Origin of the sequence: Allobosea sp. TND4EK4 (assembly GCF_900156025.1) — a bacterium.
GTDB lineage: Bacteria > Pseudomonadota > Alphaproteobacteria > Rhizobiales > Beijerinckiaceae > Allobosea.
This window is the reverse complement of record NZ_FTMO01000004.1, coordinates 87228-109149: the sequence shown is the minus strand read 5'-3', so window position 1 is coordinate 109149 and position 21922 is coordinate 87228. Positions and strand designations below refer to the sequence as shown.

At 67.9% G+C, this 21922-nt stretch carries 17 protein-coding genes and 1 tRNA gene; 9 read left to right on the top strand and 9 right to left on the bottom strand.

The genetic code is table 11. From position 1 onward, the window contains the following. Positions 1 to 22 precede the first annotated feature (22 nt). The 3 genes from BW981_RS09805 to galU are packed head-to-tail and all read right to left on the bottom strand — an operon-like array spanning position 23 to position 2286. Positions 23 to 460 carry an acyl-CoA thioesterase gene (locus BW981_RS09805; RefSeq protein ID WP_076438587.1) on the bottom strand — a complete coding sequence of 146 codons (438 nt, stop codon included), beginning with the start codon at positions 458 to 460 and terminating at the stop codon, positions 23 to 25. After that, entirely contained in the window at positions 457 to 1347 is an 891-nt protein-coding gene (locus BW981_RS09800; RefSeq protein WP_076438586.1) for a methyltransferase domain-containing protein, read from the bottom strand. The genes BW981_RS09805 and BW981_RS09800 overlap by 4 nt, the downstream gene beginning before the upstream one ends. A gap of 57 nt (positions 1348 to 1404) precedes the next feature. Then, complete coding sequence (gene galU, locus BW981_RS09795; RefSeq protein WP_076438584.1) at positions 1405 to 2286, bottom strand: UTP--glucose-1-phosphate uridylyltransferase GalU; 882 nt, start codon at positions 2284 to 2286, stop codon at positions 1405 to 1407. 169 nt (positions 2287 to 2455) lie between these two features. Here galU and galE point away from each other — a divergent pair, with 169 nt between their 5' ends. Continuing rightward, complete coding sequence (gene galE / locus BW981_RS09790) at positions 2456 to 3448, top strand: UDP-glucose 4-epimerase GalE (RefSeq protein ID WP_076438582.1); 993 nt, start codon at positions 2456 to 2458, stop codon at positions 3446 to 3448. A 39-nt stretch (positions 3449 to 3487) separates the two neighbouring features. Here the strand turns inward: galE and rnk are convergent, their stop codons facing one another. After that, positions 3488 to 3913 carry a nucleoside diphosphate kinase regulator gene (gene rnk / locus BW981_RS09785; RefSeq protein WP_076438580.1) on the bottom strand — a complete coding sequence of 142 codons (426 nt, stop codon included), beginning with the start codon at positions 3911 to 3913 and terminating at the stop codon, positions 3488 to 3490. Positions 3914 to 4231: 318 nt separating this feature from the next. Here rnk and BW981_RS09780 point away from each other — a divergent pair, with 318 nt between their 5' ends. Both BW981_RS09780 and BW981_RS09775 read left to right on the top strand, forming a co-directional pair. Further along, positions 4232 to 5464: a lytic murein transglycosylase gene (locus tag BW981_RS09780; RefSeq protein WP_076438578.1), complete on the top strand. Its 1233-nt coding sequence runs from the start codon at positions 4232 to 4234 to the stop codon at positions 5462 to 5464. 58 nt (positions 5465 to 5522) lie between these two features. Further along, positions 5523 to 6725 carry an SGNH/GDSL hydrolase family protein gene (locus BW981_RS09775; RefSeq protein ID WP_076438576.1) on the top strand — a complete coding sequence of 401 codons (1203 nt, stop codon included), beginning with the start codon at positions 5523 to 5525 and terminating at the stop codon, positions 6723 to 6725. Positions 6726 to 6811: 86 nt separating this feature from the next. Here BW981_RS09775 and BW981_RS09770 read toward each other — a convergent pair whose 3' ends face one another. Then, positions 6812 to 8236: a glutamate synthase subunit beta gene (locus BW981_RS09770; RefSeq protein WP_076438574.1), complete on the bottom strand. Its 1425-nt coding sequence runs from the start codon at positions 8234 to 8236 to the stop codon at positions 6812 to 6814. Between the two features lie 111 nt (positions 8237 to 8347). Then, positions 8348 to 13015 (bottom strand): glutamate synthase large subunit, encoded by a 4668-nt coding sequence (gene gltB, locus BW981_RS09765; protein ID WP_244560289.1) that lies wholly within the window; start codon positions 13013 to 13015, stop codon positions 8348 to 8350. A 709-nt stretch (positions 13016 to 13724) separates the two neighbouring features. Here gltB and BW981_RS09760 point away from each other — a divergent pair. After that, positions 13725 to 14777 (top strand): threonine aldolase family protein, encoded by a 1053-nt coding sequence (locus BW981_RS09760; RefSeq protein WP_076438570.1) that lies wholly within the window; start codon positions 13725 to 13727, stop codon positions 14775 to 14777. 106 nt (positions 14778 to 14883) lie between these two features. Beyond that, positions 14884 to 15783 (top strand): hypothetical protein, encoded by a 900-nt coding sequence (locus BW981_RS09755; RefSeq protein WP_076438568.1) that lies wholly within the window; start codon positions 14884 to 14886, stop codon positions 15781 to 15783. A 77-nt stretch (positions 15784 to 15860) separates the two neighbouring features. Here BW981_RS09755 and BW981_RS09750 read toward each other — a convergent pair whose 3' ends face one another. Beyond that, positions 15861 to 16331 carry an Hsp20 family protein gene (locus BW981_RS09750; protein ID WP_076438566.1) on the bottom strand — a complete coding sequence of 157 codons (471 nt, stop codon included), beginning with the start codon at positions 16329 to 16331 and terminating at the stop codon, positions 15861 to 15863. Between the two features lie 187 nt (positions 16332 to 16518). Between BW981_RS09750 and BW981_RS09745 the strand changes: the two genes are divergently transcribed. Continuing rightward, the gene (locus BW981_RS09745) at positions 16519 to 17571 is read left to right on the top strand and encodes an alpha/beta fold hydrolase (protein WP_083712290.1); all 1053 of its coding nucleotides are present in this window, start codon (positions 16519 to 16521) and stop codon (positions 17569 to 17571) included. Here the strand turns inward: BW981_RS09745 and hisN are convergent. Then, complete coding sequence (gene hisN, locus BW981_RS09740) at positions 17476 to 18258, bottom strand: histidinol-phosphatase (RefSeq protein ID WP_076438563.1); 783 nt, start codon at positions 18256 to 18258, stop codon at positions 17476 to 17478. The two genes, BW981_RS09745 and hisN, sit on opposite strands and share 96 nt — an antisense overlap. A gap of 330 nt (positions 18259 to 18588) precedes the next feature. Then, a complete protein-coding gene (locus BW981_RS09735) occupies positions 18589 to 19437 on the bottom strand; it encodes an N-formylglutamate amidohydrolase (protein WP_076438951.1) in 849 nt (282 codons plus the stop codon). A gap of 325 nt (positions 19438 to 19762) precedes the next feature. On the opposite strand from BW981_RS09735, the gene BW981_RS09730 reads away from it, so the two are divergent. The 3 genes from BW981_RS09730 (at position 19763) to BW981_RS09715 (ending at position 21692) form a co-directional block, all read left to right on the top strand. Further along, on the top strand, positions 19763 to 20122 hold the full coding sequence (locus BW981_RS09730; RefSeq protein WP_054143348.1) for a cell cycle two-component system response regulator CpdR: 360 nt from the start codon (positions 19763 to 19765) through the stop codon (positions 20120 to 20122). A 122-nt stretch (positions 20123 to 20244) separates the two neighbouring features. Beyond that, positions 20245 to 20319, top strand: a tRNA-Val gene (locus tag BW981_RS09725). Positions 20320 to 20804: 485 nt separating this feature from the next. Further along, complete coding sequence (locus BW981_RS09715; protein ID WP_139333711.1) at positions 20805 to 21692, top strand: hypothetical protein; 888 nt, start codon at positions 20805 to 20807, stop codon at positions 21690 to 21692. Positions 21693 to 21922: the final 230 nt, after the last annotated feature.

Genomic DNA, 21922 nt, shown 5'->3' with positions numbered 1-21922 from the left:
TTGAGCGATGTCCCGCTTCTTTTCAGGCGCGCATGTCCGCCAGGGCCGCCCGCAAGGCAGCGGGAACGGGCACCGGCCTCTGGTCCGCGCGGCCGACATAGACATGCGTGAAGCGCCCCTGCGCCGCCGCCTGGTCCCGGCCCTCCCGGAAGATGCCGATGCGATAGGTCACCGAGCTGGTGCCGAGCCGCTCCACCGCAAAGCCCGCCTCGACCGTCTCGGGAAAGGCGACGCTCTCGAAATAGGTACAGGCGGTCTCGACCACGAGCCCGACGATCTCGCTGCCGCCAAGGTCGAGAAAGCCGTTCTCGATCAGCCAGGCGTTCACCGCCGTGTCGAACCAGGAATAGTAGACGACGTTGTTGACGTGGCCATAGGCGTCATTGTCGTGCCAGCGCGTCGGAATGACGCGGAAGACGCGCAGATCGGCGCGGCTGAGGCGGGGCTGCCGCTCGCTCACCGCGGCGTCCCCGGCTCGGTGCCGGGCCTGATTTCCGGCACGCCCAGCGCGTCCGCCAGCCGGGCCTTGGCGGAGCCCGGCTTCAGCGGCTTCTGCTGGCTTTCATGCGGGGCCCAGCCCGAGAGCCAGACGCATTCGAAGGTCGCGCGCACCCGCCCGTCCGGATCGGCGAAGCGCTCGGCATAGATCGCGGCCGCCCGCAGCAGGGTTGCGCGCCGCAAGGGAGCCTTGCGGCGGGCGATGAGCGCATTGGCCCAGCCCATCGCGCGCAGGTCGCGCATCAGCCCGAAGGCGTCGCGGTAGCGCACGGTGACGATCTCGCTGTCGATGACCGGCAGGGCGAAGCCCGCGCGCTGGAGGAGCCCGCCGAGATCGCGCAGGTCGCCGAAGGGCGCGACGCGGGGGCTGACACCACCGCTCGTCTCGCTCTCGGCTTCGAGCAGGGCCTGTCGCAACTCCTGCAAAGTCCGCCCCCCGAGCAGGCAGGCGATGAAGAGCCCGTCCGGCCGAAGCGCACGCTTGATCTGGACGAGCGCGCCCGGCAGGTCGTTCACGTTCTGCAGGGCGAGCAGCGAGACCGCGAGGTCGAGCGATCCTGGCCCGAAGGGCAGGCTCTCCAGATCGCCGACGAGATCGGGCGAGGCGCCGCCCGTCGCTTCCGCCAGCCGCCAGAGCTGCTGTGCCTTGCCCCCCAGCACCGACCCGACGACGGGAAGCGGCGTGCCCAGATCGGCCGCGACGGCAAACTGGCGCAGCACGGCGCCGAGCCGCTCCTCCAGATCGCCCGCCACCCGTTGCAGCAGGAAATCCGGATAGTCGCCGGCGAGCGCCCGCATCAGCCGCGAACGGCCGAGCGCGCGATCGAAGACGAGGCTCTGATCGCTCAACGGCTCATCTCCCGAACGATGCGGCCGCGCGCCGGAGAGCGCCGGCCATCCCCGATCTCAGCGATCCAGCAGCCGCTCGATCTCGGCGCGCAACTGCGGGGCGAGATCGTTGCGGTCCAGCGCATAGGCGATGTTGGCGGTGAGGAAACCGATCTTCGAGCCGGTGTCGTAGATCTCCCCGTCGAAGCGGACGGCATGGAAGCTTTCCAGCCGCGACAGGGCGACCATCGAATCGGTGAGCTGGATTTCGCCGCCCGCGCCGGGCTCCTGGTTGGCGAGCAGGTTGAAGATCGTCGGCTGCAGGATGTAGCGGCCGCTGACATGCAGGTTGGAGGGCGCCTTGCCCTTCGGCGGCTTCTCGACCATGCCGGTGATCCTCGAGACCTTGGCATTGGCATCCTCGACCGCGACGATGCCGTATTGATGCGTCTGGTCCTCGGGAACGGGCGCGACGGCAATGTGGTTGCCGCCATGCTTCTCGTAGGCGTCGATCATCTCGGCGAGGCAGCCCTTCCCGGACAGGGCATAGTGCAGCATGTCGGGCAGCAGCAGCGCGAAAGGCTCGTCGCCGACGATCTCGCGCGCGCACCAGACCGCGTGGCCGAGGCCCAGCGGCGCCTGCTGGCGGGTGAAGCTCGTTGCGCCCGCGAGCGGCAGGTCGGCCTTCAGCGCCTCCAGCTCCTTGAGCTTGTTGCGCTTGGCGAGCGTGTCGTCGAGCTCGTAGGCCATGTCGAAATGGTCTTCGATCACCGCCTTGTTGCGCCCCGTCACGAAGATGAAGTGCTCGATGCCCGCCGCGCGCGCCTCGTCCACCACATGCTGGACGACCGGCCGGTCGACGATGGTCAGCATCTCCTTCGGGATCGCCTTGGTGGCCGGCAGGAAGCGGGTGCCGAGTCCGGCGACGGGCAGGACGGCCTTGCGGATTCGTTGCGTCATGAAAGGTCCATTGGTGCCGTGGCAGGTGCCGAAGCCGGGCGGGTGGTCGGTTGCGCCCTCTCCTTTCGGAAGCGGGCGATGGTGCTCTATAGGAGAAAGGGCTTGAGAACCCGTCAACGCTTTTTCGTTAAGGCGGGTTCCCGGCCGGTGCGGATGGGGGACGATGCGGATGGCAGTGCTGGTTTCGGGCGGCGCGGGCTATATCGGCAGCCATATGGTGCTGGAGCTGCTCGACCGCGGTGAAAAGGTCGTCGTGCTCGACAACCTCTCCACCGGGTTCTGGTGGGCGGTGCCGCCGGAGGCGGTCTTCGTGCAGGGCGATGTCGGCGACCAGCAACTGGTCGAGTCCGTCATAGCCGAGCACGGGGTGAGCGAGATCGCCCATTTCGCGGCGCGCATCGTGGTCCCTGAATCGGTCAGCGACCCTCTCGGCTATTATTACAACAACACGGTGAAGACGCGCGCGCTGCTGGAAAGCGCCGTGCGCTGCGGCGTGAAGCACGTCATCTTTTCCTCCACCGCGGCGGTCTATGGCGAGCCTGCCGTCTCGCCCGTCCCGGAGGAGATCGCGCTCGATCCGATCAACCCCTACGGCCGCTCCAAGCTGATGAGCGAATGGATGCTGCAGGACGCGGCGAAGGCACACGGCTTTTCCTATGTCGCGCTGCGCTACTTCAACGTCGCCGGGGCGGACCCGCGCGGCCGCTCGGGCCAGTCTTCCCCGAACGCGACGCATCTGATCAAGGTCGCGAGTCAGGCCGCGCTCGGCCAGCGCGAGGGGCTGACGATCTTCGGCAGCGACTATGCCACGCCCGATGGCACCTGCGTGCGCGACTACATCCACGTCACCGACCTGGCCCGCGCCCATCTCGCCGCGCTCGACCATCTGCGCGGCGGGGGAGCCAGCCTGACGCTGAACTGTGGCTATGGCCGCGGCTATTCGGTCCGGCAGGTCGTCGATGTGGTGAAGAAGGTCTCCGGGGTCGATTTCCCGGTGACGATGGCCGAGCGGCGGGCGGGCGATCCGGGCTCCCTGATCGCCCGGGCCGACCGCATCCGCGCCGAACTCGGCTGGTCGCCCGAGCATGACGACCTCGAGGAGATCGTCGGCCAGGCGCTGGCCTGGGAGGACAAGCTCAGGACCAGGAACGCTTCGGCTTGAACGCTTCGGCTTGAACGCCTTGGCCTGAGCGACCTCTCCTCACGCCGCTGCGACGTCCTGCACCGGCTCGCCGACGGCGGCCACGGTGAGGCGGCGGACCTCCCCGCTGCGTGTCGTCCAGTCGATGGAACGGCCGGCCGCCATGCCGAGCAGAGCCACGCCGACCGGCGTCATCACCGAGATGCGGCCCTTCTCGATATCGGCGTCCTGCGGCCAGACCAGCGTCACGCTGGTCTCGCGGCCGGTGCTTTCGTCGCGGTAGCGGATCAGGCTGCCGATGCGGGCATGCTCCGCCGAGACGCGCCCCTCCGGCAGGATGCGCGCCCGGTCGAGCTCGCGGGTCAGCTCTTCGGCGAGCTCGGGCATGGTGTTGACGGCGCCGGCCGCGATGCGGCTGAGCATGGCGTGGTCGGCGGCCGTCACGGTGATGGCGGGGCGCGCGGGCGCCCGGTTCTTGGCAGTCATGGGTCTATCCTTGGAAAATGGCGCAGCGCCGGCACGCTGTTCGGCGCGCCGCGATGCCTGGAAATCTCGGAAAAACGCGCCCCCGGACCGGAGGCGCGACGCGCGACAGGCCCGGGGCTACGAGCCCGCGATAAGGATCCCCGGCCGAAGGCGGCCGTGCTGGAAGCTGAAGGCGCTGTGCATGCGTCAAGAGTCGGACAATCCCCGCGGCTTGTCAAATCGTCGCGGCAGGGGCGTCTTGGGAGCCGATTAACCGCTGATTAATCTTGTTCAGGCGCTTTGGAGATGGTTTCATTCCTCTCGCAGCCGGGAGCCCCCATGCGCCTGACCGTCATCGCCGCTTCGGCCCTGCTGAGCCTGACGCCGGTCTTCGCGCAGGTCACCGGCTCGATTTCCGTCTCGCGCAATCCCAACGGCGTCCAGGCCGCCACGCCCGCCAGCGCCGGCTTCGAGATCTTCCTGCAGCGGCTCTGGCCGCAGGCTCAAGCCCGCGGCATCTCGCGCCAGACCTTCGACCTCGCCTTTCGCGGCGTGACGCCGGACCCCTCCATCGTCGCGCTGACGAAGAAGCAGTCCGAGTTCAGCGCCCCGATCTGGAACTACCTGACCAACGCCGTCGGCGGCGGTCGCGTCGCGCGCGGCCAGGCTGTCGCGGCCGAGAACGCCGCCGTCCTCGCCCAGGTCGAGGCGCGCTACGGCGTGCCGAAGGAGGTCGTGCTCGGCGTCTGGGGCATGGAAACCAATTACGGCTCCTTCAAGGGCAACAAGGACGTCATCCGCTCGCTGGCGACGCTCGCCTCGATCCGCTACCGCGGCGACTTCTTCCGCGACGAGCTGCTGGTCGCGCTGGAGCTGATCGAGAAGGGCTATGCCGGCCGCGACGAGCTGCGCGGCTCCTGGGCCGGCGCGATGGGCCACACCCAGTTCATGCCGTCGAGCTACCTGAAATATGCCGTCGACTGGACCGGTAACGGCCATGCCGACATCTGGACCTCGTCGAGCGACGCGATCGCCTCCACGGCGAACTACCTCAAGAGCTTCGGCTGGGTGCCGGGCCTGCCCTGGGGGATGGAGGTCGCGCTGCCGGAGCGTTTCGACCATCGGCTCGACAAGGGCAGCTTCGCCTCCTTCCGCAGTGCCGGCGTCACCCGCGCCGACGGCCGCCCCCTGCCCTCCTCCGGCGAAGGGCGCCTGTTCTATCCCGCCGGCCATACCGGGCCCGTGCTCCTGCTGACGGCGAACTTCGGCGTCATCAAGAAATACAATTCCTCCGACGCCTATGCACTGGCGGTCGGCCATCTCGGCGACCGCATCATGGGCCGCTCGGCGATCCAGGCGGACTGGCCGGTGAAGGCCGCCCGGCTCGACATGGCCGGCACCAAGGATCTGCAGCGCCGCCTGAAGTCGCTTGGACTCTACGACCACGATGCCGATGGGCGCATCGGCACCGGGACGCGCGAGGCGGTGCGCCGCTATCAGATCAGCGTCGGCGAGGTCGCGGACGGCTACCCGACGCCGGCGCTCCTCTCGCGCATGCGCGGCGGCCGCTGACTCACCAAGCCCTTCGGCCTATGATGGTGCTCTCCGGGACCGCCGGAAGGGACGGCTGATGCGCCTGCGCTCGCTACTGACGACCCTCGCTGCCATCTGCCTGCTGCTGCTGATCGGCGGGCCGGAATCCCTCGCCCAGCAGCCTCCGCAGCAACGCAACCTGTTCCAGTTGTTCTGGCAACTGCCCACCCAGCCCCCCAGGCCACAGGTCCAGCCGCGCCAGCGGGCCGCCCCTGCGGTGAAGCGCCGGACAGCGCCGGTCGTGGTCCGCGACGACCCCGTCATCCCCAAGGTCGATGTCGCCCATCACATCGTCGTGCTGGGCGATTCCCTTGCCAACCTGCTCGCCGAGGGGCTGGACGACGCTCTGAACGACAGGCCGGATGTCGAGGTCGTCGCGCGCACGCGCGCGGATTCCGGGCTGGTGCGGTCCGATTTCCACGACTGGCCGAAGGCCGTCGCCGAGCTGCTGGCGAGCGACCAGAAGATCGGCATCGCGGTGATGATGATCGGTCTCAACGACCGCCAGGCGCTGCGGGACGGCGAGACGGCTCTCGAGCCGCTGAGCCCGCGCTGGCTCGAGCTTTATCGCGAGCGCGTCGACGGCATCGCCAGGGCTTTCGCCGACAAGCGGATTCCCCTGATCTGGGTCGGCGTGCCCCCGGTCCAGAACGCCCGCCTCTCGACCGATCTGGTGACGCTGAACGAGCTCTACCGCGAGCGCGTCGAGAAGGCCGGGGGCACCTATGTCGATCTCTGGGGCGCCTTCGTCGATGCCGAGAACCGCTATACGGCGTCCGGCCCCGACGTCTCAGGCCAGACGACGCGGCTGCGGCTGGGCGACGGCGTTCATTTCACCCGCGCGGGCGCCCGCAAGGCAGCGCATTTCGTCGATCTCGTCATCCGCCGCATGATCGAGGCGGCGCCGCAGGCCAGTGTCGTGGCCTTGCCCACCGCACCGGACACCGGCGCGCCGACCGCGCCTGAACTGAAGCCCGGCGGCGTCGAGCGGCTGATCGACCAGATGGTCGCGGGGCTGCCGGTCCTCGGCCTTGCCGACGCGCTGCGCGCCCGCCCCCTCGCGGGGCCGATCCAGCCGCTCACCGGGATGATGCCGACAGGCGAGCAGCCGCTTCTCGCTTCGACAAGCGAAGCCCGCGGCACCGGAGAAGCCGCGCTCCGGCTGGAACGGGTCTTCGGACAGGGCCTCGTCCCCGAGCCGGTTCCGGGACGGCTGGACGATGTGCGCTGGCGGCGCTGACCGCAAACTCACGACAGAGCGCGTCGGCCCAGAGACGGCCGGGTCAAGCGCGGCCATGACGCGGCCATGACGCGGCCGCGACGGCCTCACACCGGCAGGATCGTCGCGCCCATCAGGTCCTTGTCGATCGCATGCGCGGCCTGGCGGCCCTCGCGGATCGCCCAGACGACGAGGGACTGGCCGCGGCGCATGTCGCCGGCGACATAGACCTTGTCGACGCTGGTCCTGTAGCCGCGATCGTCGGCCACGACATTGGCGCGCTTGTCCATCGCCACGCCGGCCTGGGTCAGCATGCCCTCGGCGACCGAGCCGGCGAAGCCGATGGCGAGGAAGCACAGATCGGCCTGCAGCACGAACTCGCTGCCGGGAATGGGCTTGCGCTTCTCGTCCACGCGGGCGCATTTCACGCCGGTCAGCCGGCCGTTGCGGCCTTCCAGCCCCAGGGTCGCCGCCTGGAACTCGCGCTCGGCGCCCTCCGCCTGCGAGGAAGAGGTGCGGAACTTCGTCGGCCAATAGGGCCAGACCGTCAGCTTGTCCTCGATCTGCGGCGGCATCGGCCGGATGTCGAGCTGCGTCACCGAGAGCGCCCCCTGGCGGAAGGCCGTGCCGACGCAGTCGGACGCGGTATCGCCGCCGCCCACCACCACGACATGCTTGCCGGCGGCCAGGATCGGCGCCTCATGCGAGACGTCCTCGCCGCCGACGCGCTTGTTCTGCTGGGTGAGGTACGGCATCGCGTAGTGCACGCCGGCGAGATTGGTGTCCGGCAGGCCGGGATCGCGCGGCATTTCGGCGCCGCCCGTCATCAGCACGGCGTCGTGCTCGGCGGCTAGCTGGGCGAAGGGCACGGTGACGCCGATGTTCTGCCTGTAGTGGAAGGTGACGCCCTCGGCCTCCATCTGCTTCACGCGGCGGTCGATGTGCTTCTTTTCCATCTTGAAGTCGGGAATGCCGTAGCGCAGCAGGCCGCCGGCCTTGGCCTCGCGCTCATAGACATGGACATCGTGCCCGACACGGGCGAGCTGCTGCGCCGCCGCCATTCCGGCGGGGCCGGAGCCGACGATGGCGATGCGCTTGCCGGTGCGCCTGGCCGGGATTTCCGGCGCGATCCAGCCCTCCTGCCAGCCCTTGTCGGCGATGGCCTGCTCGATCGTCTTGATCGTGACCGGCATGTTCTCGAGGTTCAGCGTGCAGGCCTCCTCGCAGGGCGCGGGGCAGATGCGGCCGGTGAACTCCGGGAAGTTGTTGGTGGAGTGGAGGTTGCGCAGCGCATCCTCCCAGCCGCCGGAATAGACCAGCTCGTTCCAGTCCGGGATCTGGTTGTGCACCGGGCAGCCGGTCGGCCCGTGGCAGAACGGAATGCCGCAATCCATGCAGCGCGCCGCCTGCTTCTTGACGTCGCGCTCCTCCAGCGGGAGCGTGAACTCCCGGAAATGGCGGATGCGGTCGCCGGCGAGCTGATACTTCTGCTCCTGCCGGTCGTATTCGAGGAAGCCCGTGACCTTGCCCATGCCCTGTCTCTCGCCGTCCTGCCCGGATTGAGGCCCGGGGTGCCCCGCCGCGGCGGGGAGCCTGTCCTGATCGCATGACCGGGGCCAGCGGGCCCCGGCGGTGGCGTCGCCTTACTCGGCGGCCTGCAAGCTGCGGGCCTGCTCCATCTCGCGCAGCGCGCGGCGGTATTCGACCGGCATCACCTTGACGAACCTGGTCCGGTAGTCGGCCCAGTTGTCGAGGATCGCGCGCGCCTTCGCCGAGCCGGTATAGGTGAAATGGTTGGTCAGCATCTGCATCAGGCGCTCGTCGTCATGGCCGGACATGTTGGTCATGTCGATCCGGCCCTTGGTTTCGAGATCGCCGCCGTGATGGTGCAGGCGCTCCATCAATTCCTCCTCCTCCTCGACCGGTTCCAGATCGACCATGGAGAGGTTGCAGCGCGACTTGAAGGTGCCGTCCTCGTCCAGCACATAGGCGATGCCGCCCGACATGCCGGCCGCGAAGTTGCGCCCCGTCTGGCCGATGACCGCGACGACGCCGCCGGTCATGTACTCGCAGCCATGGTCGCCCGTGCCTTCCACCACCGCGATGGCGCCGGAGTTGCGCACCGCAAAGCGCTCGCCCGCGACGCCCCGGAAATAGGCCTCGCCCGAGATCGCGCCGTAGAGCACCGTGTTGCCGACGATGATCGAGCGCTCCGGCGACGCCTTCGAGGCCGGATCGGGCTTCACGATCAGCTTGCCGCCCGAGAGGCCCTTGCCGACATAGTCGTTGGCCTGGCCGGTCAGCTCCACAGTCACGCCGGCCGCCAGGAAGCAGGCGAAGCTCTGACCGGAGGTGCCCTTCAGCTTCACCGTGATGGTGTCGTCCGGCAGGCCGGCATGGCCGTATGCCTTGGCGACGACGCCCGACAGCATCGCGCCGGTCGAGCGGTCGACATTGCAGATCGTCTCCTCGATCGTGACCGGCGTGCCGGTCTCGACAGCGCCCTGCGCCGCCGCGATCAGCCTGCGGTCCAGCACGTCGTCGATCGGGTGCTTCTGCCGCTCGACATGGCGGATCGCCACGCCCGGCAGCTCGACCTTGTGGAAGAGCCTGGAGAAATCGAGCCCCTTCGCCTTCCAGTGGTCGATCGCCTCGCGCTTGTCGAGCAGGTCCGTACGGCCGACGAGCTCCTCGATCCTGGTGAAGCCCATCGCCGCCATCAGCCGGCGGACATCCTCGGCCACGAAGAAGAAGTAGTTCACGATATGCTCGGGCAGGCCCTTGAAGCGCTTGCGCAGCACCGGGTCCTGCGTCGCGACGCCGACCGGGCAGGTGTTGAGGTGGCACTTGCGCATCATGATGCAGCCGGCCGCGATCAGCGGCGCGGTCGAGAAGCCGAATTCATCGGCGCCCAGCAGCGCGCCGATGATGACGTCGCGCCCGGTGCGCAGGCCGCCATCGACCTGCAGCGCCACGCGCCCGCGCAGCTGGTTCAGCACCAGCGTCTGCTGCGTCTCGGCGAGCCCGATCTCCCAGGGCGAGCCGGCATGCTTCAGCGAGGTCAGGGGGCTCGCGCCCGTGCCGCCCTCGAAACCGGAGATGGTGATGTGGTCGGCGCGCGACTTGGCGACGCCCGCCGCGACCGTGCCGACCCCGATCTCGGAGACGAGCTTGACCGAGACATCGGCCGCCGGGTTGACGTTCTTCAGGTCGAAGATGAGCTGCGCCAGATCCTCGATCGAATAGATGTCGTGATGCGGCGGCGGCGAGATGAGGCCCACGCCCGGCGTCGAATGGCGCGTCCGGGCGATCTTGGCGTCGACCTTGTGGCCGGGCAGCTGGCCGCCCTCGCCGGGCTTGGCGCCCTGCGCCACCTTGATCTGCATCACGTCGGAGTTGACGAGATACTCCGTCGTCACGCCGAAGCGGCCGGAGGCGATCTGCTTGATCGCCGAGCGCTTGGAGCGGCCATCCGCCATCGGCTTGAAGCGGATCGATTCCTCGCCGCCCTCGCCGGTGTTGGACTTGCCGCCGATCTGGTTCATCGCCAGCGCCAGCGTCTCATGCGCCTCGCGCGAGATCGAGCCGAAGGACATCGCGCCCGTCGCGAAGCGCTTCACGATCTCGGAGGCCGGCTCGACGCTCTCCAGCGGCACCGGCTGGCGCCCGTCATCCGCCGCCATCTTGACCTTGAACAGGCCGCGGATGGTGCTCAGCCGCTCGGCGTCGTCATTCACCTGGCGGGCGAAGTCCTCGTAGCGATCCTGGGCGTTGAGGCGCACCGCATGCTGCAGCGAGGCGACGACATCCGGCTTCCAGACATGGTCCTCGCCGCGGATGCGATACATGTACTCGCCGCCGATATCGAGGCTGTCGCGATAGATCGGCGAGTCGCCGAAGGCGTCGCGGTGTCGGCGCAGGCTCTCCTCGGCGATCTCCTCCAGGCCGACGCCCTCGATGGCTGTGCCGGTGCCGAAGAAGAACTTGTCGACGAAGGCGGTCTTGAGGCCGACGGCGTCGAAGATCTGCGCGCCGCAATAGGACTGGTAGGTCGAGATGCCCATCTTGGACATGACCTTCAGCACGCCCTTGCCGACGGACTTGATGTAGCGCTTGACCACCTCGCCGGCATCGACCTCCTCGGGGAAGGCGCCCTGCGCATGCTGGTCGAGCAGGGTGTCGAAGGCCAGATAGGGGTTGATCGCCTCGGCGCCATAGCCGGCGAGGCAGCAGAAATGATGGATCTCGCGCGGCTCGCCGGTCTCGACCACGAGGCCCGCCGAGGTCCGCAGGCCCTTCCGGATGAGATGATGGTGCACGGCCGCCGTCGCCAGCAGGGCCGGGATCGGGATGCGGTCCGCCCCGACCTGCCGGTCGGACAGGATGATGATGTTGTAGCCGCCATGGACCGCCGCCTCGGCGCGCTCGCAGAGCCGTTCCAGCGCGCCTTCCATCCCCGCCGCGCCCTCGCGCGCCGGATAGGTGAAGTCGATCGTCTTGGTGTCGAAGCGATCCTCGTAATGGCCGATGCAGCGGATCTTCTCGAGATCGTCATTGGTCAGGATCGGCGTGCGGACCTCCAGGCGCTTGCGCCGCGAGGTGCCCTCCAGATCGAGGATGTTCGGCCGTGGCCCGATGAAGGAGAGCAGGCTCATCACCAGCTCCTCGCGGATCGGGTCGATCGGCGGGTTGGTCACCTGCGCGAAGTTCTGCTTGAAATAGGTGTAGAGAAGCTTCGACTTGAGCGAGAGCGGCGAGATCGGCGTGTCGGTGCCCATCGAGCCGACAGCCTCCTGCCCGGTCACCGCCATCGGCGCCATGAGCAGGCGGACATCCTCGGTGGTGTATCCGAAGGCCTGCTGGCGATCGAGCAGCGGCACGTCGGTGCGCGAGGCCCGCGCCTCGACCGGCGGCAGGTCCTCCAGCACGATCTGGGTGCGCTTCAGCCAGTCCTTGTAGGGGTTGGCGAGGCACAGCGAGGTCTTGATCTCGTCGTCGCCGATGATGCGGCCCTGTTCGAGGTCGATCAGCAGCATCTTGCCGGGCTGCAGGCGCCACTTCTCGACGATCTTCTCCTCCGGGATCGGCAGCACGCCGAATTCCGAGGCGAGGACGACGAGCCCGTCATCGGTGACGAGATAGCGCGCGGGCCTGAGGCCGTTGCGGTCCAGCGTCGCGCCGATCTGGCGCCCGTCGGTGAAGGCGATGGCGGCCGGCCCGTCCCAGGGCTCCATCAGCGCGGCATGGTATTCGTAGAAGGCGCGCCGCTCCTCGTTCATCAGCGGGTTGCCGTTCCACGCTTCCGGCACGAGCATCATCATGGCGTGGGTCAGCGAGTAGCCGCCCTGCACCAGGAATTCGAGCGCGTTGTCGAAGCAGGCGGTGTCGGACTGGCCCTCATAGGAGATCGGCCAGAGCTTCGAGATGTCGGAGCCGAACAGCTCGGAATCGACGGAAGCCTGCCGCGCCGCCATCCAGTTGACGTTGCCGCGCAGCGTGTTGATCTCGCCGTTATGCGCGACCATGCGATAGGGATGGGCGAGGCGCCAGGACGGGAAGGTGTTGGTGGCGAAGCGCTGGTGCACCAGCGCCAGCGCGCTCTCGAACCGCTCGTCCTGCAGATCCTTGAAATAGGTTCCGAGCTGGTTCACCAGCACCATGCCCTTGTAGACGATGGTGCGGCAGGACATCGAGACGGGGTAGTATTCCGCCGTCTTGCGCTCCTGGTGCTTGTAGACCTTGTTCGAGACCGACTTGCGCAGGACATAGACCTGCCGCTCGAATTCGTCCTCATCCGTGATGTCGGCAGGCCGGCCGACGAAAAGCTGGCGATGCACCGGCTCGGTCTCCAGCACCGCCTTGCCGAGATCGGCATTGTCCACCGGCACGTCGCGCCAGCCGAGGAAGTCGAGCCCCTCCTCCTCCACGGTCTGCGCGATGATCTCCTCGCACATCGCCCGGCTGCCGGCGTCCTGCGGCATGAAGAACTGGCCGATGGCGTAGAATCCCGGCTCCGGCAGCGAGATACCGAGCGCTGCGCACTCCTCCTTGAAGAAGCGATGCGGGATCTGGGTGAGGATGCCGCAGCCGTCGCCGAGCTTGGGGTCGGCGCCGACGGCACCGCGATGGTCGAGATTGCGCAGGATTTGCAGGCCCTGCTCGACCAGACCGTGGCTCTTGCGGTTCTTCATGTCGGCGACGAAGCCGACGCCGCACGAGTCCTTCTCGTGGCGCGGATCGTAGAGGCCCTGGCGCATCGGCAGCGCCGGATCGCGCACCGCCGGGAAACGCCCTGCTTCTTCCGCACCCATCGATTGGCTGGTCGCGCTCATCGTCAAACCCCGCTCGCCGGACCCCGCCGGCGATGCCGGCTGGCAGACAAAACCTCGATCGTTCTCATCGCCGCCGCGGCCAGCCCCGCCCGGAACGCTCCGGACGCGAGGGGTGGAGGCCAAGGCGGATCAGCCGCCTCGATCGCCGCCCGGCCCAGGGGCGCGGTCGCGGCGGTCGATCTTGCTGTGGAGCCCCGGATCGATCCGAGGCTCTGGTCAGAGGCTTGCTTGCTCAGGTCATCCCCGCGCCCGCGTCCTCCGCAGGCGCTTCGGGCTTGCTTGGCCCGGTCGCGCCTGTCTTCAGGCCGTCGTTTTACGGACGGCGCGCATACGATCGGCTTTGGCGTCTTTGGCCTGGCCCTTCGTCATGCTCGCCTCCGTTGCGACGGCGCGACCGGAACCTGGGAGGGTATTCGGTCGGCGCGATGAAAAATGGGACAGCAACACTGTCCTATCGGGATGAATTTGCCAGAATTCCAATCTGGGCACAAGCGCCGATTTCGGCCGAAAACGAAATTTTGTTGCGATATGACGATTCGCATGGACATTTCCGGAAAGAAACCCCGACTCAGGCAGCACGCTTCTTGTTTTGCGGGGATGACGCGGCAGCCCCCTTGCGTGCCGCGCAGGCCGCACCTTCCGGGCGCCCGGCTTGGCACGGTCCCGGCGAGTATCTAACCCTTCTCCCATGAACTTCATCAGCGACAACGCCGCCGGCGCCAGCCCCCGTGTCATGGCCGCGCTCGCTGCCGCCAATGACGGCCCCGCCGCCGGCTATGGCGCCGACGACTGGACGAAGCGCGTCGAGGAGCGGCTTTCCGCGATCTTCGAGCACGAGGTCGCAGCCTTCCTCGTCACCACCGGCACGGCGGCCAATGCCCTGGCGCTCGCCAGCGTCGTCCGGCCCTGGGGCGCGGTCATCACCCATGAGGTGAGCCACATCGTCGAGGACGAATGCGGCGCGCCGGAATTCTTCAGCGACGGTGCCAAGCTGGTCGACCTGCCCGGCCCCGGCGCCAAGCTCAGCCCCGAGGCCGTGACGCAGGCGCTCCACCATCTCCCGCAGGGCAACGTCCACAATGTCCAGGCTCAGGCGCTCTCGATCACCCAGGCGACCGAATGCGGCACGATCTACACCCCGGCTGAGGTGGCCGCGCTGCGCGAGGCGAGCGCCGCCAGCCGCCTGACCTTCCACATGGACGGCGCCCGCTTCGCCAACGCGCTGGTTTCGCTCGGCTGCACGCCGGCCGAGATCACCTGGAAGGCCGGCATCGACGTGCTCTCCTTCGGCGGCACCAAGAACGGGGCCTGGGCGGCCGAGGCCGTGGTCTTCTTCGACCCGGCCCGGGCCGACGAGATGAAATGGCGCCGCAAGCGCGCCGGACAGACCTTGTCGAAGGGGCGCTTCCTCGGCGCGCAGTTCGAAGGCCTCCTGGCGAACGACCATTGGCTCGACCTCGCACGCCACGCCAACGCGCAGGCAACCCGGCTGGCGCAGGCGGTTGAAGCCGGCGGCAAGGCCCGCCTCGCCTGGCCGGCGCAGGCCAACGAGGTCTTCATCCTCCTGCCGGCCGAACTGGATGCCGCGCTGAAGGCGGCCGGCGTCCGCTACCATGCCTGGTCATCCCGCTCGCTGGCGCCGGGCAATGCCTTGCGGGCTGGCGAGATCGTCGCCCGCTTCGTCATGTCTTTTGCGACCGATCCGGCGGAGGTCGAGCGGCTCACGGCCCATTTCAACTGAGATCGGGCCGGTTTCGCCCCGAATTCAGCCGCATGCCCGCCTCATTCCCTAAGACAATGCCCGGTTCAGCGACACCGCGTTAACAATCGCGTCGAGGAACATTGGCATGGCATATCGTTCGACGGCTGCATGGCGCATGGGCATGATCGGCCTCGCCGCGGCCGGCGCGCTCGCCGGCTCAGCAGGCGGCGCCGCCGCGCAGTACTATTATTACGAGGACGCTCCCTCCCCGCCCGCCGCGATCTATGGCTACGGCCCGCGCTATGGCGGCTATGATGATGGCTACCGATACGAGGACGACGAATTCTATCGCCCCGCCCCCCGGCGACGCGCGCCGGCGGCCGTCACGCCCGATGCGATCGGACGCATCGCCTTCGAGCGCTATGGCATCGTCCGGATCGAACGGCTGGTCCGCAGCGCCGACGCCTATGTTGTCGACGGGTCCAGCGCCGATGGCCGCCGCCAGCGCCTGGTGCTGGACGCCTATGCCGGCAGTCTCGTCCGGCGCCAGGCCCTGTCCGCAAAGCCGAACTCCGAGGTCGCGCGTACCGATCCGCGCGAGCAGCCTCGCCCGCGCACAGCGCCAAAACCACCTGAGCGGCCGGCCGAGCTGAAGCCGCAGGCAAGCGCGCCGGCGGCCGCGCCCCCGGCGAGCCCGGAGAAGCCCGCGCCCGACAAGCCGGTCGCCCCGCCCGTCGAGGCCAGCGCGCCGGCTACGGTCGCCGCACCTCCAGCACCGGTCAAACCGGCCGAAGGCGCCACCGCTGCACCGAACCCGCAGAGCGGAGCGTCACAGCCCAAACTGGTCAATCCTGACGACGTCCGCGCGCCCGAATGGCCGCGCCCCCGCGCCGTGCCGGACGTCAAGCCGCCGCAGGCGACGGCGGCCATACCCGCGCCCGCTTCGCCAGCCGCCCCCGCAATGCCGCCCGTGCAGGGCCAGGATAGCGGCTCCGCGCAGCCGAAGCCCGATGTCGTCATCCCGCCGGTGACGCCGCTCGAATGATGCGGCCATGAAAAAGGGCTCCCGTTGCCGGGAGCCCCCTCGTCTTCGAGTCTGAAGCTCGATGACGACGGTCGCGATTACGCAGCCTTGGCGGCCTCGACCTTGGCTTCGATCACCTTGGCCGAACCGGCGCCGATCGGGATCTGGCGCGGCTTCTTGGCCTCGGGAATCTCGCGGACGAGATCGATATGGAGCAGGCCGTTCTCGAGGCTGGCCCCCGTCACCTGCACATAATCGGCAAGCTGGAAGCGACGCTCGAAGGCACGGGCCGCAATGCCCTGATGCAGGACCTCGCGCTTCTCGTTCTCCTGGCCGGCCTTCTCGCCCTTCACGGTCAGCGCGTTCTCCTTGCTCTCGATCGAGAGGTCGGATTCGCCGAAGCCCGCGACCGCGATGGTGATGCGGTAGGCGTTCTCGGCGGTGCGCTCGATATTGTAGGGCGGATAGGTCGGAGCCGCGTCGTTGCTCGAAGCCTGGTCGAGCAGGGAAAACAGGCGGTCGAAGCCGACGGTGGAACGATAGAGCGGGGAAAGATCGAAATGACGCATGGTTTGTCCTCCAAAGAAGCGACTGTCATGGTGGCCCGCCTCGCCTGAGCACGGGCCGTCTTCGGTTCGCGCAGCCGGTCTCCAGCCTGCGCAGGACTGATCTGGGAAACGGTTTTCGGCTTTTCAAGTGGTCTCCACGAAGGGCATAAACGGGCTCGGCATGCTCGCCGCAAAGCCCGGAGCTCCGATGGCCGAGGCCAGCCTCTTCCACCTTCCCGACTACCCTGTTCCGGGCCACGGCAAGGTCTGGACCGCCGTCACCCGGGACCGGGCGCAGTTGCGCTTCGCAAGCTGGCACCCGACGGTGCGACCGGTGCGCGGCACGGTCGTCGTCATCCAGGGCCGGGCGGAATTCATCGAACGCTACAGCGAGACGGTTGCCGAGCTGCGCCGCCGCGGCTTTCATGTCCTGACCTTCGATTGGCGCGGCCAGGGCGGCTCGCAGCGCTTCGTCCGCCGCGGCCGCAAGGGCCATGTCGGCTGGCTGAAGCACTATGAGGCCGACCTCGCCTTGGCGATGGACGAGATGCGGGCGAAGTTCCCGCCCCCCTATTTCGTGCTCGCCCATTCGATGGGGGCGGCGCTCTGCCTCGACGCCTCGCGGCGCGGGGCCCTGCCGGTCTCGCGCATGGTCGCGCTGGCGCCGATGCTGGGGCTGTCGATGGTGGCGCGCCCCCGCGCCGCGAGCCGGCTGGCGAGCCTGCTGTTCTGGCTCGGTTTCGGGCGCGCCTTCGTGCCCGGCGGCGGCGACACCGCGATCGCGACCAAGCCCTTCGCCGGCAACCGGCTGACCAGCGATGCGGCGCGCTATGCCCGCAACAGCGCTCTCTCGGCCGCCGCGCGCGAGCTCTGCGTCGGCGACCCGACGATCGCCTGGGTCAGGACCGCCTTCCGGCTGATGGCACGGCTTGCCGCGCCGGGAGCGGCCAGCGAGATCGGGGTGCCGACGCTGATCATCGCGGCCGGGCAGGACCCGGTGGTCTCGACGCCGGCGATCGAGCGCTTCGCCGCCCGGCTCAAGACCGGCCAGGCGATCGTCCTGCGCGAGGCCCGCCACGAAATCCTGATGGAGAACGACGAGATCAGGCAGCGGTTCTGGGCCGCCTTCGACGCCTTCATCCCGGGCGAGGACGCAGCCGCGCCCTCAGCCGGCGAGCCGGGCGAGCGCGGCCTCGTGCAGCGCCTTGCTGGCGGCGGCGACGACACGCCCGCCCCCGGCAGCGCTGCCGCCGTCCCATGAGGTCACGACGCCTCCGGCGCCCTCGATGATCGGGATCAGCGCGACGATGTCGTAGGGCTTCAGCCCGCTCTCGATCACCAGATCGACATGCCCCGCCGCCAGCATGCAATAGGCGTAGCAATCGCAGCCATAGCGCGAGAGCCGCACCTGCGCCTCGACCCGCGCGAAGGCCTCCGCCTCCGCCCCCTCGAACAGCGAGGGCGAGGTCGTCATCAGCGTCGCGGTCGCGAGCTCGGCCGTCTTGCGGGTTCGCAGGCGGCGCGGGCCGCCCGGCCCCTCATAACGTGACTCGCGGCCGTCGCCGGAGAAGCGCTCGCCCGAAAAGGGCTGATGCATCATGCCGTAGACCGGGACGCCGCCGCGCGTCAGGCCGATCAGCGTGCCCCAGACCGGGATGCCCGAGATGAAGGCGCGCGTGCCGTCGATCGGATCCAGCACCCAGACATATTCGGCATCGGTATTCTCACTGCCGAACTCCTCGCCGAGCACACCATGCTGCGGAAACTGCTGCTGGATCATCCGGCGCATCACCACCTCGCCGGCCTTGTCGGCCTCGGTGACCGGATCGAAGACGCCGCCGCGCGACTTGTCCTCGGCGACATGATGCGCTCGGAAGAACGGCAGGATGGCTTGGGCCGACTGTGTCGCGAGCTCCCCGACAAAGGCCTTGAAATCCACTGCGCCCATATTCCGCCCTGTCTCTCTTCTTCGCACCGCAACATACGCGTCCGGAGACGCCGCCGCGAGCAGATCACACACCGGCATCCACCGCGCAAACAGTTCGACTCGCAACGATTTTCATGGCGGCATGCGTTGATTGCATGGCTAACCTGACACAGGACAAATCCGCTTGATCTTCGGCGCCGCAATGTCATATTGTGCAGGTGCGAAGGGGAGATTGCCTCAATCCTTCGCTTGCCCTCCTTGGGCGTTTCCTCCCTAGACTTGGGCCGCCACGCAAGTGTGCGGCCCTTTTTTCTGGGCGACGCATCGTCTTCCGGCGCAGGCCTGCCGGCTCTACTCGGCCGCCTCACGCCACTCCTCGAGCCAGCCGCTCCAGCGCGCGAAGCAATCGGCCATCGCCCGGGAAATCGCCTCCTGCAGTGCGGGAAAGCCCGCATGCGGGGTCAGGGTCGGCTCGTCCATGTAGAGCGCGCGATTGATCTCGATCTGGAGCGCATGTACGCCGGAGCCGGGCGCGCCGTAATGCTCGGTGATGAAGCCGCCTGCATAGGGCCGGTTGCGCGTCACCCGGAGGCCCAGGCCCGCGAAGGCCTCTTCGGCGATGTCCATGATGTAGCCGGCCGCGCTCGTCCCGAATCGGTCACCCAGGATGATGTCGGATTTCGGCAGCCCGTCGCGGTCCAGCCCGGCGGACGGCATCGAGTGCGCGTCGACCAGGATGCAGGTGCCGAACGCCGCCTGCGTGCGCTGCACCAGCCCGCGCAGCCCGGCATGGTAGGGGCGATAGAGCGCGTCGATCCGCGCCAGCGCCTCGGCCACCGGAATGCGGCCGCGATAGATTTCCTGCGCATCCCCGACGATCCGGGGAATCGTTCCGAGCCCGCCCGCCACCCGCATCGAGCGCGTATTGGCGAAGGCAGGCACACGCCCCTCGAACATGCGGGGGTCGAGTTCATAGGGCTCGCGGTTGACGTCGAGATAGGCGCGCGGGAATTCGGCCACCAGAAGCGGCGCCCCCAACGCGACGCTGTGGGAGAAGAGCCGGTCGACGAAGGCGTCTTCCGAGCGCCTGAGGCCCCTGAGCGGCAGGCGCGCATTGTCGACGAAGCCGCGCGGATAGCGCCGGCCGGCATGGGGCACGTCGACGACCACCGGCACGACCTGGAGCGCCGGCTGGTACAGGCTGAAGGCACGTTCGATCTCGCCGACGACATCGTCGGGCCCGGGCGGGAACGGATCGCTGGACAAGCTCATCTGCTGTGACTGAAGCACACAAATCCGGCGCTTAGAAGCCGCTTCGCGAAAGCGGCCTCGCGCAATCGGGATTCACCGGTTGTTTACCATAATGCGAGCTTATAGGAGGACTTGGTTCCAACGGCGCAGCCGTCTCGCTACCCAGCCCGCAGGGCCCGGCGGCGGACGGGCGCAAGATGCATCGATTCGGACGCGGGCCTTGCCCGGGCAGCGTCCGCTGAAGACAGGCCTCGGGGACGGACAGAACTGGCCCATGACGAAGATTTTGCTCGCGGAAGACGACAACGACATGCGTCGCTTCCTGGTCAAGGCCCTGCAAAACGCGGGCTACGACGTCGCCTCCTTCGATAACGGCCTGTCGGCCTATAACCGTTTGCGGGAGGAGCCCTTCGAGCTCCTGCTGACCGACATCGTCATGCCGGAGATGGACGGCATCGAGCTGGCACGCCGTGCCACCGAGCTCGACCCCGACATCAAGGTGATGTTCATCACCGGCTTCGCCGCCGTCGCCCTCAACCCCGATTCGCAGACTCCGAAGGATGCGAAGGTGCTGTCCAAGCCCTTCCACCTGCGCGAATTGGTGAGCGAGGTGGAGAAGCTGCTGGCCGCCTGAAAATTATGCGGCAGATGCCTTGCCAGCCAAAAGGCGAGCCGCTATAGCCCCCTCACCTCGCAGCATGGCTGCGGCCGTCAGGCCCGGACATGCTACCCCGTCGCGTCGCCAGGCGCGGCATCGGGCGCGTAGCTCAGCGGGAGAGCACTACGTTGACATCGTAGGGGTCACAGGTTCGATCCCTGTCGCGCCCACCATTTTTAGCCCCGTCTCGCAATAACTTAGCGGGACGGGGCGTTGCCCCCACCCTCCGCAGATCGTCAGCGTTCAACTGCACTTCAACAGCAAACAGCCTCGTTGACGTGAGCTTTTGCAGTTCGCTGATGACGAAATCCGTAGCTAGCGCGACATCGGCGACCACATCGACATCGAACGCCTCATAGTGCTCGGTCGTCGTCGACCCCTCCTTCACAGTATGGCCCAGCCAGAGCGAGCGCAGCTCGCGGGGGACCCGCGGGCACATCTTGCGGACATGCGTCGCCATGAAGGCGCGGATCGTACGCTGCGTTAGATCCGGCACGCCGGCCTCATCCGCGATTCGCTTGATCGCTTTCTTCACCGTGCCGACGCGCTGGCCTTTGTAGGTCAGCAGCGGAATGGCGAGGTTCGGTCGCGCGCCGTTCTTGGCCTGCCATGCCGCAGCGTCTTCCTCGCGCCAGGCGTCAAGCCAGTCGGAAAGCCCATGCGTCGCCATGATCACCGGTCGGCGCTTGTTCGTCTGGATGCGGCCGGGTGGATTGAGATCGATTGCCCCGGTCCCTCGATTGCATTGGATGACTGGGTCGAAATCGGTGATGGCCTCCGGGCGCGCCCAGGTGTTGAGGGCCAAGATGACCCAGCGGCGAAGGTGCTTCGTCTCGATCGAGTCGATGAATGTCGCCATCTGCTGCAGTGTCGGGACAAAGCCGCCCTTTTTCGGGGGCGCGATCTGGAGCTCTTTCGCGATCCGGGCGCGTTGATAGACGACCTTGGGAGCGTGCGAAACGAGTGCGCCTTCCACCATGCTGCCGAGCGGGTCTGGCCGCATCTTCACAGCCGCAGCATCATTCATCGCGGCGCCGAGCACACTCAGCGTCCGGTCGATCGTCGCGGCGCTATGGCGATAGGTCTTGTGGCAGAACCGGGCGAGGTCGAGCTGGCGCGACGGCGTCCAGAACGAAACCGGTGCAGCCAGGTTTCGCGCCTCATCGCGCAGGTAGTCGGTGACGATCGCGACGGCGCGAGCGGCCTGCTCTTCGCTGGCGATCGAGGTGGCGTGGCCGTTGAGGTAGGCCTCCATGACGTGCACTGTCAGGACTTGATTGGGGTGAGGGCATTCGTCTGCCGACCGCGCCGGGGCCGCAGCGATGAGGGCGATGAGTGCTTGCTTCGCCTCATCGCCAACCGTTGTGCGCAGGCTTCGGCGGCGGACAGAGCGAGATCCGGCGTCATACCGGCAGGCGTAGAAGATGCCGCCACGGTCGGGCCAGGGAACGTCGAGATAGTAGCCGCCGAATTCCCATCCGACGGCTGGGTCGGGATGATCGGTGCCTTTGCGGTTTCGGTCTGCCACGATGCTGTCCTGTGGTAGCGATGATCGAGATATTCCTGCACAGCTTCGGCCGTGTAGTGCGGACCGGACGGGAAGGCGTAAAACGCAATCAGCCCAGCCTTGCGCGCCCGGCGCATTTCGCCAGACTTGAGAAATCGCCAGCGCTGTTCCACCTCGGATTCCGAGAGGTAGGACGCCGGGTCGATGACGGGCATGGTCGCGTGCGGCATAGCGCTCGGTCTTTGAGTGAGAGTGTCCGCGCCCCGCTC